Consider the following 12,020-nt stretch of genomic DNA (forward strand, 5'->3'; position numbering starts at 1 on the left):
GCATGAGGCTCGTGGTGCTCGGGTGTTCCGGCAGCGGACCGGGGCCGGGTTCGCCGGCGTCGGGCTACCTGGTCGAGGCGGGGGACACCCGGCTCACCCTGGACCTGGGCAACGGGACGTTCGGTGCGTTGCAGCGGCACCTGGACCCCTGGGAGCTCGACGCCTGCGTGTTCAGCCACCTGCACCCGGACCACTGCGCGGACTTCTCGTCCCTGCTCGTCTGGCGTCGCTACCACCCGGCCCCGCCCTACGACGCGACCCGCAACCGCCTCGCCGTCCACGCGCCCGTCGAGGCCCCCGAGCGGTTCGCCGCGGCCTACGCGCCCTCCGCGGCCGAGCGCGCCGAGACAGACCTGAGCGACGTCATGGCGTTCGGGGTGCTGAGCGACGGCTGCGAGACGACGGTCGGGGGTGCCGTGCTGCGCGCGGGTGCGGTCGACCATCCCTGCGAGGCCTACGGGCTGCGCGTGGAACACGGCGGCCGGAGCCTCGTCTACTCGGGCGACACCGGGCCGTGCGACGGCCTGGTCGACCTGGCCCGCGGGGCGGACGTGCTGCTGTGCGAGGCCTCCTGGCCGCACTCCGACGCGATGCCGGCCGGGGTGCACCTGTCCGGGCGGCAGGCGGGCGAGCACGCGGCCGCCGCCGGGGTCGGACGGCTGCTGCTCACCCACGTCCCGATCTGGACGGACGCCGACGTGATCCTGGCCGAGGCGAAGGAGGCGTTCGACGGGCCGGTGGAGCTGGTCCGGCCCGACGCGGCCTACGAGGTCTGACGTTCCTACGATGGTCGGGTGACGCGAGCAGACGGCAGGACCGACGACCAGCTGCGCCCGGTGCGCATCACCCGCGGCTTCCAGAAGCACCCGGCGGGCTCCGTGCTCGTCGAGTTCGGGGACACCAAGGTGCTGTGCGCGGCGAGCGTGACCGAGGGCGTGCCGCGCTGGCGCAAGGGCTCCGGGCTCGGCTGGCTCACGGCGGAGTACGCGATGCTGCCGTCGGCGACGAACACGCGGTCGGACCGGGAGTCCGTCAAGGGCCGGGTCGGGGGGCGCACACACGAGATCAGCCGGCTCATCGGCCGCTCCCTGCGCGCCTGCATCGACCTGAAGGCGTTGGGCGAGAACACGATCGCGCTCGACTGCGACGTCCTGCAGGCCGACGGCGGCACCCGCACCGCCGCGATCACCGGGGCCTACGTGGCGCTGGTCGACGCCGTGACCTGGCTGGGCGAGCGGGACCGGCTGGCGGACCCGAAGCCGATCTCGTGCCAGATCGCGGCCATCAGCGTCGGCGTCGTCGACGGCAGGGTGCGCCTCGACCTGCCCTACGAGGAGGACTCGCGCGCCGAGGTCGACATGAACGTCGTCGCCACGGACACCGGGACGCTCGTCGAGGTGCAGGGCACCGGCGAGGGTGCCACCTACACGCGCGCGACCCTCGACGCGATGCTCGACTCGGCGCTCGCCGGGATCGCCTCGCTGACCCGCCTGCAGCAGGAAGCACTGGAGTCGTGACGATCCTGCTGGCCACGCGGAACGCCGGCAAGCTCGTCGAGTTCCGCAGGCTGCTCGACGGGCTCGAGGTCCTCGGGCTGGCCGACGTCCCCGAGTTCCCCGAGGCGCCCGAGACCGGTGCGACCTTCGCCGAGAACGCCCTCGCGAAGGCCCGGGACGCCGCTCTCGCGACGGGGCTGCCCTCGGTGGCCGACGACTCGGGCCTGGCCGTCGACGCGCTCAACGGGATGCCGGGGGTGCTCTCGGCGCGCTGGTCCGGCAAGCACGGCGACGACCTGGCGAACCTGAACCTGCTGCTCGGCCAGCTCGGCGACGTCCCCGACGAGCGGCGGGGCGGGGCGTTCGTCTGCGCGGCCGCGCTCGTGGTGCCCGGCGGCGAGGAGACCGTGGTACACGGGGAGTGGCGGGGGCGGATCGTCCGGGAACCGTTGGGCAGCAACGGGTTCGGCTACGATCCGATCTTCGTTCCCGAGGGCGGGACGCGGACCTCGGCGGAGCTGTCGCCGGAGGAGAAGGACGCCGCGAGCCACCGTGGGCTGGCCTTCCGCGCCCTGCTGCCGCACCTCGCGGCGCTGTCCGGACAGTGACGCTCGGGCTCCCCGAGCGTCGCTGAGCGGTGCGTGGGGAGCTCCAGCGGCGTGGGCCGGGCATCGCGGGTGACGCCCTGGGGTCCCCGTCGCCGAGTGGCGCCGGGGGAGCCCCTGGCGTCGCGAGCCCGGGGCGGCGGTCAGGCCGTGGGGTCGTCCTCCGCGAGGACCCGCTTGGCCACCGCGAAGGCGCTGTTCGCGGCGGGGACGCCGCAGTAGATCGCGCTCTGCAGCAGGACCTCGACGATCTCCTCGCGGGTCAGCCCGTTCCGCAGGGCGGCCCGGAGGTGCATCTCCAGCTCCGTGAGGTGGCCGTGGGCGATGAGCGCGGTCAGCGTGATGGCGCTGCGCATCCGGCGGTCCAGACCGGGGCGGGTCCAGATGCCGCCCCACGCGTAGCGGGTGATCAGTTCCTGGTAGTCGCCCGTGACGTCGTCGACCGCGGCGATCGTCGTGTCGACGTGCCGGGCGCCGAGCACCTCGCGGCGGACGGCCAGGCCGGCGGGATCCAGGTCGAGCTCACGCTGCTCACTGCTCACGCCCGCACGGTAACCGCCGCCCGGGGGCCTCCCGATCTCCGCTTCCGCCTCCCGGAAGCCTGGTGATCACCACTTCGGACCCATCGACGCCGAATACGGCGCCAATGGGTCTCAGGCGGTGATCACGGCCGAGCGCGTGACCTGACGGCGGCCGAGGGGCCCGGGCGGGTCGCGGTCGGAGCCGTGGCCCGCGCGGGAGGCCGACGTCGTGGACGTCACATACGGCCTCCCGGCTCTGCTCATGGCGGGCTCCGCCCGCGTGCCGACTCGCGGGTGCGGGTGGGGTGGGCGGGGTGATCGGGGCTTGTGTCCGGATCGCGACGGGAATGGCGGGTTTCCGGACGGTGGCGGTGGGCTGGACGGGTGGGGGAGGGGGTTGGTGACGGGCGGGCGGGGAGCCGGGGGCGGTCGCGGGATCGGTACCGTCGGTGTCGTGCGGTGGTGGCGGCCGGTTCTGGCCGGGGTCGGGCTCCTGGCCCTCGTGGCCGTGGTGCTCCTGCTGGCCCGCACCTACGGCATCCCCGGGATCGGGGACCTCCGCCGGATGACGGCCGAGGCGGGCGTCTGGGCGCCGCTGCTCTTCCTGGGGCTGCAGGCCGGGCTGTGCGTCACGCCGGTGCCGCGGACGGTGTTCACCCTCACCGCGGGCCTGCTCTTCGGCTCCGTGTTCGGCCTGGTCCTGACGCTGACGGGCACCGTCCTCGCCGCCGTGATCGCCTACTTCCTGGTCCGGGCGACGGGCGGGCGGCTGGTGGAGCGGTACGTGCGGGGCTCGGCGGTCCGGTGGGCCCGGACCCGCCTCGACCACCACGGCACCCTCGCGGTGACCTCGATGCGGCTGGTGCCGTTCATCCCGTTCTCCGCGCTCAACTACGTCTGCGGGCTCTCGGCGGTCCGGTTCCTGCCCTACCTCGTCGGGACGGTCGTCGGGATCATCCCCGGCACCGTCGCCATCGTGGTGCTGGGCGACGCCGTCACGGGCCGCCCGTCGCCCGCCCTGATCGCGGTCTCCGTGGTCTGCGGCCTCATCGGCCTGGGTGGCATCGTGATCGCCGCCCGCCGTCCGATCCCGGAGACACCGGACGAGGACACCACCGGCACACCGGTGGAGGAGCAGCGGGCGGGCTGACCGCCCGTGGGGATGGTGCCGGCGGCGGGATTCGAACCCGCACTGGCTCGGACCTAAACCGAGTCTCTCTGCCAATTGGAGTACGCCGGCGTGGCATTCGGACCAGTCGAGCGGCCGGTCCGATGCCCAGGGTATCGACTCAGACCTTCAGGTCCTTCCGGAGCTTGGCGACGTGGCCCGTGGCGCGGACGTTGTACTGGGCCGCCTCGATCTTCCCTTCCTCGTCGACCAGGAAGGTGGAGCGGATGACGCCGGTGACGGTCTTGCCGTACATCGTCTTCTCGCCGAAGGCGCCCCACTCCTGCAGGACGGTGCGCTCCGGGTCGGAGAGCAGCGGGAAGGTCAGGCCCTCCTTCTCGCGGAACCTCGCGAGCTTGGCCGGCTTGTCCGGGGAGATGCCGAGGACGTCGATGCCGGCGCCGTTCAGCTCGGCGAGGTTGTCCCGGAAGTCGCAGGCCTGCTTGGTGCAGCCCGGGGTCGACGCGGCCGGGTAGAAGTACACGATGACCTTGCGGCCCCGGAGGTCCGACAGGGTCACCGGCTTCTCGTCCGCGTCGAGGAGCGTGAAGTCGGGTGCGGGGTCGCCGGCGGCGAGGCGGGTGCTCATGCGCCGATCCTGTCAGGCCCCACCGACAGCGCTCGTCTACGGTGTGTCCGGTCGGAACAGACCAGACCCGAGGAGTACGTCGTGGCCCGCGACCCCGAGAGCATCCAGCGCGAGATCGAGCAGACGCGGGACGCCCTCGCCGACAGCCTGGACGCCCTGACCGACCGCGCGAACCCGAAGCGGTTCGTGGACGCGGGCAAGGTCCAGGTGCAGGCCAAGCTGGCCGACCCGAAGATCAAGTACGCGCTGATCGGCGTGGGTGCGGTGCTCGCCCTGGCCGTGCTGAAGAAGCTCTTCTCCTGAGCGCTACAGGGACGCCGCGAACGCCAGCGCGGCGTCCTTCCCGACCCCCTCGAGCAGCGGCGCGCGGAAGCGGACGACGTACCGCGCCGCGCCGAACCCCGCGACCGCGACGAGCCGGTCCTGCTGCAGGTAGCCCACGACGGTCCCCTTGATCGGCCCGCCCGCGAGACCCTCGCCGCGCAGCGGGACGATCGCGTCGGCGTGCTCGGGTCGCCCGATCAGCTGGATCTTGAGGCCGAACTGGTCCGACCAGAAGTAGGGCACCGTGGGGGCCGGCGGCTCGGTGCCGGTGATCGAGCGGGCGACGATCGTGGCCTGGTCCGACGTGGACGTCCAGTGCTCGTGGCGGTGCCGCCCGCCGCTGCCGTCCGCCCAGGAGGCCATGTCGCCCACGGCCCAGACGTTCTCCAGGCCGACCACCCGGCCGGACTCGTCGCAGGGCACGCCGTCGACGAGGTCGAGGCCGGTGTCCGACAGCCAGCCCAGGTCCGGGCGGCCGCCGATGCCGACGACCACGACGTCCGCCTCCAGCAGGCTCCCGTCCGCGAGCTTCACGGCCACCCCGTTCGGGGTCTCGGCGAACCCGGCGAGCGTGACGTCCGTGCGCAGGTCCACCCCGCCCTCACGGAGCAGCCGCGCGCACATCTGCCCGACCTGCTCGCCGAGCGCGCGGGCGAGCGGCACGGGGGCGGCCTCGAGCACCGTGACGGCCACGCCGCGGCCCAGCGCGGTGCTGGCCACCTCGGCGCCGATGAACCCGGCGCCGATCACCAGCAGGCTCTTCGCCTCGGCGAGCTCGGAGCGCAGGGCGAGCGCGTCGTCGAGGGTGCGCAGGGTGTGCACCGACGGCGGCTGGCCGGGCAGCCGCCGGGCCTCCACGCCCGTGGCCAGCACGATCGCGTCCGCCGCGAGGACCGCGCCGTCCGACAGCTCGACCTCACCGGGCCGCAGCGCGACCGCGCGGGTGCCGAGGTACATGCGCACACCGAGATCGTCGAGCGCGGCCTCCTCCTTGAGGGCGATGCGCTCCGGCTCCCAGTCGCCCGCGAGCAGCTGCTTGGACAGCGGCGGGCGATCGTAGGGCGGGTGCAGCTCGGCGCCGACCAGGCTGATGCGTCCCTCGTAGCCGGCCTGGCGCAGCTGCTCCACGGTCCGCAGGCCACCCAGGCCCGCCCCCACGACCAGCACGTGCTCCGGTGCACTCACCGTCTCGTCCTCCGCCTTCGTCGCCTGCGGACATCCTGTCCGACGGCCCGGCCGGATCGCGAGAGACCCCGGTCACCCCGTCCGCGTGTCGGGGTCCAACCGGGAGCGCAGCCGGTCCAACGTCTGCGCGAGCAGCCGGGAGACGTGCATCTGCGAGATCCCGACCTGCTCGGCGATCTGGGTCTGCGTCATGTTGCCGAAGAAGCGCAGCAGCACGATCGTGCGCTCGCGCTCGGCCAGCTCGCCGAGGACGGGGCGCAGGGCCTCCTGGAAGTCCACCCGGTCGAGCTCCGCGTCCGCCTCGCCGACCAGCTCGCCGACCGTGGCGCTGCCCTGCTCGGAGGAGAGCATCTCGTCGAGCGACGAGCTGCGGTAGGCCTCGGAGGCCTCCAGCCCCTCGAGGACCTCGGAGACCGGCACGCCGAGCTGCTCGGCGATCTCGCTGGGCCGGGGCGCGCGGCCCAGCCGCTGGGACAGGTCCGAGACCGCCCCGTTGATGGACACGTGCATGTCCTTGAGCCGCCGCGGCACCCGCATGGACCAGCCCTGGTCCCGGAAGTGCCGGCGGACCTCGCCGCTGATGGTGGGCACGGCGAAGGAGAAGAAGTCGCTCCCCTTCTCCGGGGAGAACCGGTCCACGGCGTTGATGAGGCCGAGGGTGGCGACCTGCGCCAGGTCGTCGAGGGGCTCGCCACGATGCGCGAAGCGGCGGGCGATGTGCTGGGCGATCGGCAGGAAGCCGGTGACCAGCTCGTCGCGCAGCCGCTCGCGCTTCGGGTCGTCCGCGGCCAGGCCCGAGTACTCCTCGAGCAGGGGGATCAGGTGGCCGTACTCGGAGTCGGCCGCACTCACGTGGCCTGCGCGTCCGCGCGCTTGTGCAGCCGGATCCCGACGCGGGCGCCGTCCGCCTCGAGCTCGACCTGGTCGGCCAGGGTCTGCAGGACCCGCCAGCCGAAGGTGTCCGTGGACACGGCGGTGGCGCCGGCCCCCTTGACGTCGACCTCGGCGTGGACGCCGATCAGCTCCTCGCGCACGTCGAACACGCAGCGCAGGGCCGAGCCCGGGGCGGCGACGTCGACCAGCGTGGCGCAGGCCTCGTCGACTGCCATCCGCAGGTCGGAGATGGCGTCGAGATCGAAATCGGCCCGCGCGGCCAGGTCCGACGCCACGGCGCGGATGGTGGGGATGAGCGCCGCCGACGCGCTCGTGCGCACCTCGACCAGCGTCCCCGGCGTCTCGACCGTGCCCGACACCTCACCGGCGCCCAGCGGATCCACTTCGGGCACTTGGACGTCTTCCCTTCCTCGAACCAACCGACCTGGGGCCGGACGGCCCCGTCCCCGGGACCCATCGTGCTACCCGGGGTGTGTTCTATCAATCTTCCCGCACTATCCGGTGGCGCCCTCGCCCAGCAGTGCGGACAGGTCCGCGTGCAGCGTGAACAACCGGTCCGAGCCGGTGACCTCGAGGGGCCGGGTGACCGCGCGGGACCCGCCGACCAGGTGCAGCGCCCGGCCCTGGGCGCCGGCGCGGTGCGCGGCGTGGATCAGCGCGGCGAGCCCGCTGGAGGCCAGGAAGCCGACGCCGGACAGATCGACCGCGACGGTCGCCGACTCGGGATCGGTGGCGACGAGGCCGGTCAGGGCCTCGCCGAGCGCGGGGGCGGTGAGGGTGTCCACCTCGCCCTCGACGACGAGCAGCACCACTCCGGCAGCGGGCCGGGTCAGCTCGGTGACGAGCGTGTTCGCGCTGCCGTGCGGGACCGGTGACGATGCCGACATCGGTCACCTCCACCATGGACCGGGCGCATCTCCGACGCGCGAGTACTGGGCGGCTGGGGGCTCAACCGGAACGGGGGAACCCTACCCATCCGGCGGTCGACCGCGACGGACGGGGCGCGGCGCGACGCCGCGGACACTACCCTCGGTGCATGGACACGACCGTGCCCACGGAGGCCTCCCTGCCGGCGGACCTCGCCGGCCCGCTTACCCCGGACGAGCTGCCCCAGGTCCTCTACGACGCGCCCGCCGCCGTCCTGGTGATCGACCTGGAGGCCCGGCGCGTCGTCTACGCCAACGCGGCCGCCGTCGAGCTGACCGGCGACCGCGTGCGCCTGCCCGTGGACGTCGACGACTGGGGCGACGCGGCCGGCCTGACCGATCTCGGCGGCAAGCGGATGAGCGAGACCAGCTCGCCGCTGTCGCTGGTCGCGGCCGGGATCCCGGTGGCGGGGGAACCCGTCGCGGTGCGGGACGCCGCGCGGCGCGGGTCGAGCGCGACCGACGAGCAGCGCGAGGCGAGCGAGGGCCGGCTGCTGTGGGTCACCGGCTTCGGGCTCGGCCCCTCCGGCCCGGCGGTGCCGGCGCCCGACGAGCTGAACTCGCGCGCCCTGGTGGTGTTCCTGCAGCTCTCGGGCACCGAGCACGGCGACCGGCGGCGGCTCGAGGTGCTGCGGGACCGCGCCGTCGTGGCCACCGACATGTCGTTCACGATCACGGACCCGCGGCGCCCCGACAGCCCGCTGATCTGGGTGAACCCCTCCTTCACCCGGCTGACCGGCTACTCGCCCGAGGACGCGATCGGCCACAACTGCCGGTTCCTGCAGGGCCCCAACACCGACCGGGCCGCCGTCGGGCGCATCGCGGAGGCGCTGCGCACGCAGGAGCCGATCACCGAGGTGCTGCTCAACTACCGCAAGGACGGCACGGCCTTCTGGAACCAGGTCTCGATCTCCCCGGTCGTCGACGGCGCCGGCGACCTGGTCAACTTCGTCGGCGTGCAGAACGACGTCACCGAGCGGGTGCTCGTCGAGCAGGAGCGCCGCGCCGCGCTGGCGGACGCCGAGGAGGCCCGGCTGCAGCTGCGGCTGCTGGCCGAGGCGACCAACCGGATGACCGAGGCGCTGACCGTGGACGACGCGTGCCGCGGCCTGGCGCGGCTCGTCGTCCCCCAGCTGGCGGACGTCTGCGCGGTCGACCTGCTCGACCGCCCCGGCTCGTCGGCGCCGCGGCGGGTGGCCGTCGCCGCCCGGGACAGCGCGGACGAGCAGCGCCTGCGGCAGCTCTCCGACCTGCGCGACCACCGGATCGGGCACGGCGGTGGCATGGGTGACGACACCGGCGAGGTGCTGGGCAGCGGGGAGCCGGTGCTGATCTCCGAGCTGCCCGAGCGGGGCACCGAACGCCATCCGGAGGACGAGGAGGCGGCGGCCGCGTACGACCGCCTGCGGCTGCGCTCGGCGATCGTGGTGCCGCTGCGGGCGCGCGGGCGGGTGCTGGGCACGCTGACCCTGCTCACCCAGCACCCCTACGGCCGCCGGTACGGCCAGCGGGACCTGCACCTGGCCACGGACCTGGCCGGGCGGGCCGGCCTGACGGTGGACAACGCCCGTCTGTACGAGCGGGAGCACGCGGCCGCGGCGACCCTGCAGCACAGCCTGCTGCCCGCCGTCCCCCGGATCGAGGGGCTGCAGCTCGCCGCCCGGTACCGGGCGGCGCGGACGGCAACCAGGTCGGCGGGGACTGGTACGACGTGCTGCCGCTGCCGGACGGCGCGGTCGGGATCGCGGTGGGGGACGTCGTGGGCCACGACCTCTCCGCGGCGGCGGCGATGGGGCAGCTGCGCGGCGTGCTCCGTTCCTACGCGTGGGACGGTGGCGCGCCCGGCTCCGTGCTCGACCGCTGCGACCAGCTGGTCCAGGGCCTGGAGATGGCCTCGATGGCCACCGCGGTGTACGCCCGTCTCGAGCCGCCCGCCGGCAACGGGGACCGGGTGCTCCACTACGCCAACGCGGGCCATCCGGCGCCCCTGCTGCTCACCCGGGAGGGCGAGATGCGGCGGCTGGACGCCCACAGCTCGCCCATGATCGGCGTGGTGCCGGAGCTGGGCCGCGCGGGCGGCGCCGGACGCACCGGGGCGCGCGTCACCCTGCCCGCCGGCGCCCTGCTCCTGCTCTACACGGACGGTCTGACGGACGTGGCGGGCGAGGACGCCGACGAGCGCTCCGACCTGCTCGAACGCACCCTGGCCGCGGCGCCCGCCGGGGCGTCGGCGGAGGAGGTGCTGGACCTGCTGCTGGCCGCGTGCGAGCCGGTCCCGCTACGCGACGACGTCGCGGTGCTCGCCGTGCGCCTGACCGGCTGAGGTGCGTCGCTCGGCCGGGTGGACCTGAACTCTGCTCCGTTCGTCCCGCGCGGGCGACCGCTGCGCCCGAACGGGGGAACCGATCGCCCGCCGGGCCTGCCCGTTCACGGACCCGTAACGTCCATTCGCCGTGCGGGGGCGCGCGGTGGGACGGAGTTCGGAAACGATGCTGTTGTCACGACCGTACGGGTCGTGACGAACGGCGGGGCCGGCAACGGTGGCGTCCCCGGGTTGGGGGTCTTGGCGAACATGGTGGCGGTGCCGGAGATCGAAGGCATCGGCCCGCCTGCGCAGCGGCGCGGCGGGAGCGCGAGCGTGCCCGTGGCACGGCGGCGGCTGGTCGCGGTCGCCGTCAGCCCGATGGAGCTGTTGCGGCCGGAGTCCGACCTGGCGCGGCTGATCGCCGAGGCCGGTGAGGTCGACCTGCTGATCGCCCGCGACGAGCGGCCGGCCTGCGATCCCGCGGCCCTGCTGCCGCAGGTGGGGGTGCTGCCCGGCGGTTCGCCCGTCGTCCTGCCCGAGGACGACCGCGAGGACTGGTCGGACGAGCAGTGGGAGGCCTGGGCGGAGGCCGAGGACGACGAGGACGCCGACCCGGGCGACGAGGAGGACGGCACGACCGTCGCGATCGCCGCGCTGGGCCTGCGGGACCTGCGGGTGCACCGCCTCGGGCTCCCGGGGAGGATCGGCCAGACCGCGGCGGACGACCTGGTGGCGGCGCTGTCCGAGCTGGTCGGGTTCGATCCCGAGCCCGGCGTGTACTGCGTGGCCCCGCTGCCCTCGCCCTCGGACCCGGAGCGCACCGCGGTGGTGGCGGCGGCGCGGCGGGTCGTGCAGGTGTACGGGCTGCCGATGCTGCGCTACCGCAGCCTCGAGCTGAGCGTGGTCGAGAGCTAGGACCAACAGCGAAGGGGCGGCCCGGATCTCTCCGGGCCGCCCCTTCGCCGTTCGTCACCTCCCGCGGCCCCCGCCCGCGGGAGGTACGTCTCTGCAGGGTCGCGTCTCAGACCGCGGCGACGACCGAGGGTGCGAGCTGGCCGTCGCGGCGCTCGAGCAGGGTGCGGCGCTCGGACTCGCCGAGCCCGCCCCACACCCCGAACGGCTCGCGGGTCTCCAGCGCGAACTCGCGGCACATGTCCATCACCGGGCAGCGTCCGCACACGGCTTTGGCCTGTGCCGTCCGGCGTGCCCGCGAGGGGTTCCGCTCGCCGTCCGGGTGGAAGAAGACCGCGCTGTCCATGCCGCGGCAGGCGCCCAGGCGCTGCCACTGCCAGGCGTGGTCCATGGGCCCAGGGAGGCGGGACACATCGCTCACTCGGCTCACCCTCGCTCTCGTTCGTGTCCCGGCGCCCGCCGGGAGACCTGCGGCGGCTTTCCCCGAGGATTTCGGGACCAAACGCGGGTGAGGGGCGAAGGTGAGGAGGCTTGACAAACGGCCGTCGGGTGAGATTCCGCGGCCGGATGCCGAGGGCGTGGGCATCGGTGCAGCTCAGAGGCGCAGTCGTGCCGGTCCCAGGGTGGTGCCGTCGGCGGCCGGGCGCATTCTGAAACGTCGTCAGAGTGACCCAGATCACAGGAAGGTCAGGTGTCGCGGAGGGCCAGCTCGACCGTGTCGTGGATGTCGAACATGGGCACCAGCCCCGCGATCGACAGCGGCCGCAGCACCCGCCGCCCGGTGCACGCCAGGCGCAGCTCCACACCGGCCTGGTGGGCGGCCTCGCGGACCTCGATGAGCACCGCGAGGCCGCTGGTGCCCAGGAACGTCACGTCGTCCAGGGCCAGCACGACCAGCTCGGCACCGTCGGCGAGCTGCGCGAGCACGGCGGACCGCAGCTGCGGCGAGGTCAGCATGTCGACCTCACCGCCCACCGTCACGACGACCTTGCCCGCCCCCTCGCCCGCGGGGCGGGTGGCGATGGTGATCTGGTCCTCCGCCTCGCCGCGGCGGACGGGGGTGCCGGCGGTGTCGTGCGTGTGCTGCATTGGCGG

At 74.1% G+C, this 12,020-nt stretch carries 15 protein-coding genes, 1 tRNA gene and 1 pseudogene; 8 read left to right on the forward strand and 9 right to left on the reverse strand.

Going from position 1 to position 12,020, the window contains the following annotated elements:
- Window positions 1-2: 2 nt before the first annotated feature.
- The 3 genes from ABD324_RS13575 to rdgB are packed head-to-tail and all read left to right on the forward strand — an operon-like array spanning window position 3 to window position 2,104.
- Window positions 3-776: an MBL fold metallo-hydrolase gene (locus ABD324_RS13575; protein ID WP_344416171.1), complete on the forward strand. Its 774-nt coding sequence runs from the start codon at window positions 3-5 to the stop codon at window positions 774-776.
- An 18-nt stretch (window positions 777-794) separates the two neighbouring features.
- Window positions 795-1,517, forward strand: a complete 723-nt coding sequence (gene rph / locus ABD324_RS13580; protein ID WP_344416173.1) for a ribonuclease PH — start codon at window positions 795-797, stop codon at window positions 1,515-1,517.
- Entirely contained in the window at window positions 1,514-2,104 is a 591-nt protein-coding gene (gene rdgB, locus ABD324_RS13585; RefSeq protein WP_344416175.1) for an RdgB/HAM1 family non-canonical purine NTP pyrophosphatase, read from the forward strand. The genes rph and rdgB overlap by 4 nt, the downstream gene beginning before the upstream one ends.
- Before the next feature lie 140 nt (window positions 2,105-2,244).
- Here rdgB and pcaC read toward each other — a convergent pair whose 3' ends face one another.
- On the reverse strand, window positions 2,245-2,643 hold the full coding sequence (pcaC, locus tag ABD324_RS13590; protein ID WP_344416177.1) for a 4-carboxymuconolactone decarboxylase: 399 nt from the start codon (window positions 2,641-2,643) through the stop codon (window positions 2,245-2,247).
- A gap of 433 nt (window positions 2,644-3,076) precedes the next feature.
- On the opposite strand from pcaC, the gene ABD324_RS13595 reads away from it, so the two are divergent.
- A complete protein-coding gene (locus tag ABD324_RS13595) occupies window positions 3,077-3,772 on the forward strand; it encodes a TVP38/TMEM64 family protein (RefSeq protein WP_344416179.1) in 696 nt (231 codons plus the stop codon).
- Between the two features lie 13 nt (window positions 3,773-3,785).
- Here ABD324_RS13595 and ABD324_RS13600 read toward each other — a convergent pair.
- Window positions 3,786-3,862, reverse strand: a tRNA-Leu gene (locus ABD324_RS13600).
- A gap of 49 nt (window positions 3,863-3,911) precedes the next feature.
- Window positions 3,912-4,379, reverse strand: a complete 468-nt coding sequence (bcp, locus tag ABD324_RS13605) for a thioredoxin-dependent thiol peroxidase (protein ID WP_344416181.1) — start codon at window positions 4,377-4,379, stop codon at window positions 3,912-3,914.
- Window positions 4,380-4,460: 81 nt separating this feature from the next.
- On the opposite strand from bcp, the gene ABD324_RS13610 reads away from it, so the two are divergent.
- The gene (locus ABD324_RS13610; protein ID WP_344416184.1) at window positions 4,461-4,682 is read left to right on the forward strand and encodes a DUF3618 domain-containing protein; all 222 of its coding nucleotides are present in this window, start codon (window positions 4,461-4,463) and stop codon (window positions 4,680-4,682) included.
- Between the two features lie 3 nt (window positions 4,683-4,685).
- Here ABD324_RS13610 and ABD324_RS13615 read toward each other — a convergent pair whose 3' ends face one another.
- The 4 genes from ABD324_RS13615 to ABD324_RS13630 all read right to left on the reverse strand — a co-directional run bounded on the left by ABD324_RS13615 (window position 4,686) and on the right by ABD324_RS13630 (window position 7,669).
- Complete coding sequence (locus ABD324_RS13615; protein ID WP_344416187.1) at window positions 4,686-5,888, reverse strand: NAD(P)/FAD-dependent oxidoreductase; 1,203 nt, start codon at window positions 5,886-5,888, stop codon at window positions 4,686-4,688.
- A gap of 72 nt (window positions 5,889-5,960) precedes the next feature.
- The gene (locus ABD324_RS13620) at window positions 5,961-6,740 is read right to left on the reverse strand and encodes a SigB/SigF/SigG family RNA polymerase sigma factor (RefSeq protein ID WP_344416190.1); all 780 of its coding nucleotides are present in this window, start codon (window positions 6,738-6,740) and stop codon (window positions 5,961-5,963) included.
- The gene (locus tag ABD324_RS13625) at window positions 6,737-7,174 is read right to left on the reverse strand and encodes an ATP-binding protein (RefSeq protein WP_344416192.1); all 438 of its coding nucleotides are present in this window, start codon (window positions 7,172-7,174) and stop codon (window positions 6,737-6,739) included. The genes ABD324_RS13620 and ABD324_RS13625 overlap by 4 nt, the downstream gene beginning before the upstream one ends.
- 102 nt (window positions 7,175-7,276) lie before the next feature.
- Window positions 7,277-7,669 (reverse strand): STAS domain-containing protein, encoded by a 393-nt coding sequence (locus ABD324_RS13630; protein ID WP_344416194.1) that lies wholly within the window; start codon window positions 7,667-7,669, stop codon window positions 7,277-7,279.
- A 149-nt stretch (window positions 7,670-7,818) separates the two neighbouring features.
- On the opposite strand from ABD324_RS13630, the pseudogene ABD324_RS13635 reads away from it, so the two are divergent.
- From ABD324_RS13635 to ABD324_RS13645, 3 genes and pseudogenes are all read left to right on the forward strand, one after another.
- Window positions 7,819-9,255 (forward strand): annotated as a pseudogene (locus ABD324_RS13635) (PAS domain-containing protein); the annotation flags it as partial.
- A gap of 212 nt (window positions 9,256-9,467) precedes the next feature.
- Complete coding sequence (locus tag ABD324_RS13640; protein WP_344416198.1) at window positions 9,468-10,031, forward strand: PP2C family protein-serine/threonine phosphatase; 564 nt, start codon at window positions 9,468-9,470, stop codon at window positions 10,029-10,031.
- Window positions 10,032-10,223: 192 nt separating this feature from the next.
- Window positions 10,224-10,928, forward strand: a complete 705-nt coding sequence (locus tag ABD324_RS13645; RefSeq protein ID WP_344416200.1) for a hypothetical protein — start codon at window positions 10,224-10,226, stop codon at window positions 10,926-10,928.
- Between the two features lie 106 nt (window positions 10,929-11,034).
- On the opposite strand, the gene ABD324_RS13650 is transcribed toward ABD324_RS13645, so the two are convergent.
- Window positions 11,035-11,346, reverse strand: a complete 312-nt coding sequence (locus ABD324_RS13650; protein WP_344416203.1) for a WhiB family transcriptional regulator — start codon at window positions 11,344-11,346, stop codon at window positions 11,035-11,037.
- Window positions 11,347-11,612: 266 nt separating this feature from the next.
- Window positions 11,613-12,014: an STAS domain-containing protein gene (locus tag ABD324_RS13655; RefSeq protein ID WP_344416206.1), complete on the reverse strand. Its 402-nt coding sequence runs from the start codon at window positions 12,012-12,014 to the stop codon at window positions 11,613-11,615.
- Window positions 12,015-12,020 lie beyond the last annotated feature (6 nt).

It is taken from the genome of Pseudonocardia ailaonensis, from assembly GCF_039531635.1.
In the GTDB taxonomy this organism is placed as follows: domain Bacteria; phylum Actinomycetota; class Actinomycetes; order Mycobacteriales; family Pseudonocardiaceae; genus Pseudonocardia; species Pseudonocardia ailaonensis.

Coding starts and splice junctions, on each gene's coding strand:
- bcp (WP_344416181.1), bottom strand. CDS start 4,379: ATGAGCACCCGCCTCGCCGCCGGCGACCCCGCACCCGACTTCACGCTC.
- ABD324_RS13630 (WP_344416194.1), bottom strand. CDS start 7,669: ATGTCGGCATCGTCACCGGTCCCGCACGGCAGCGCGAACACGCTCGTC.
- ABD324_RS13655 (WP_344416206.1), bottom strand. CDS start 12,014: ATGCAGCACACGCACGACACCGCCGGCACCCCCGTCCGCCGCGGCGAG.
- ABD324_RS13575 (WP_344416171.1), top strand. CDS start 3: ATGAGGCTCGTGGTGCTCGGGTGTTCCGGCAGCGGACCGGGGCCGGGT.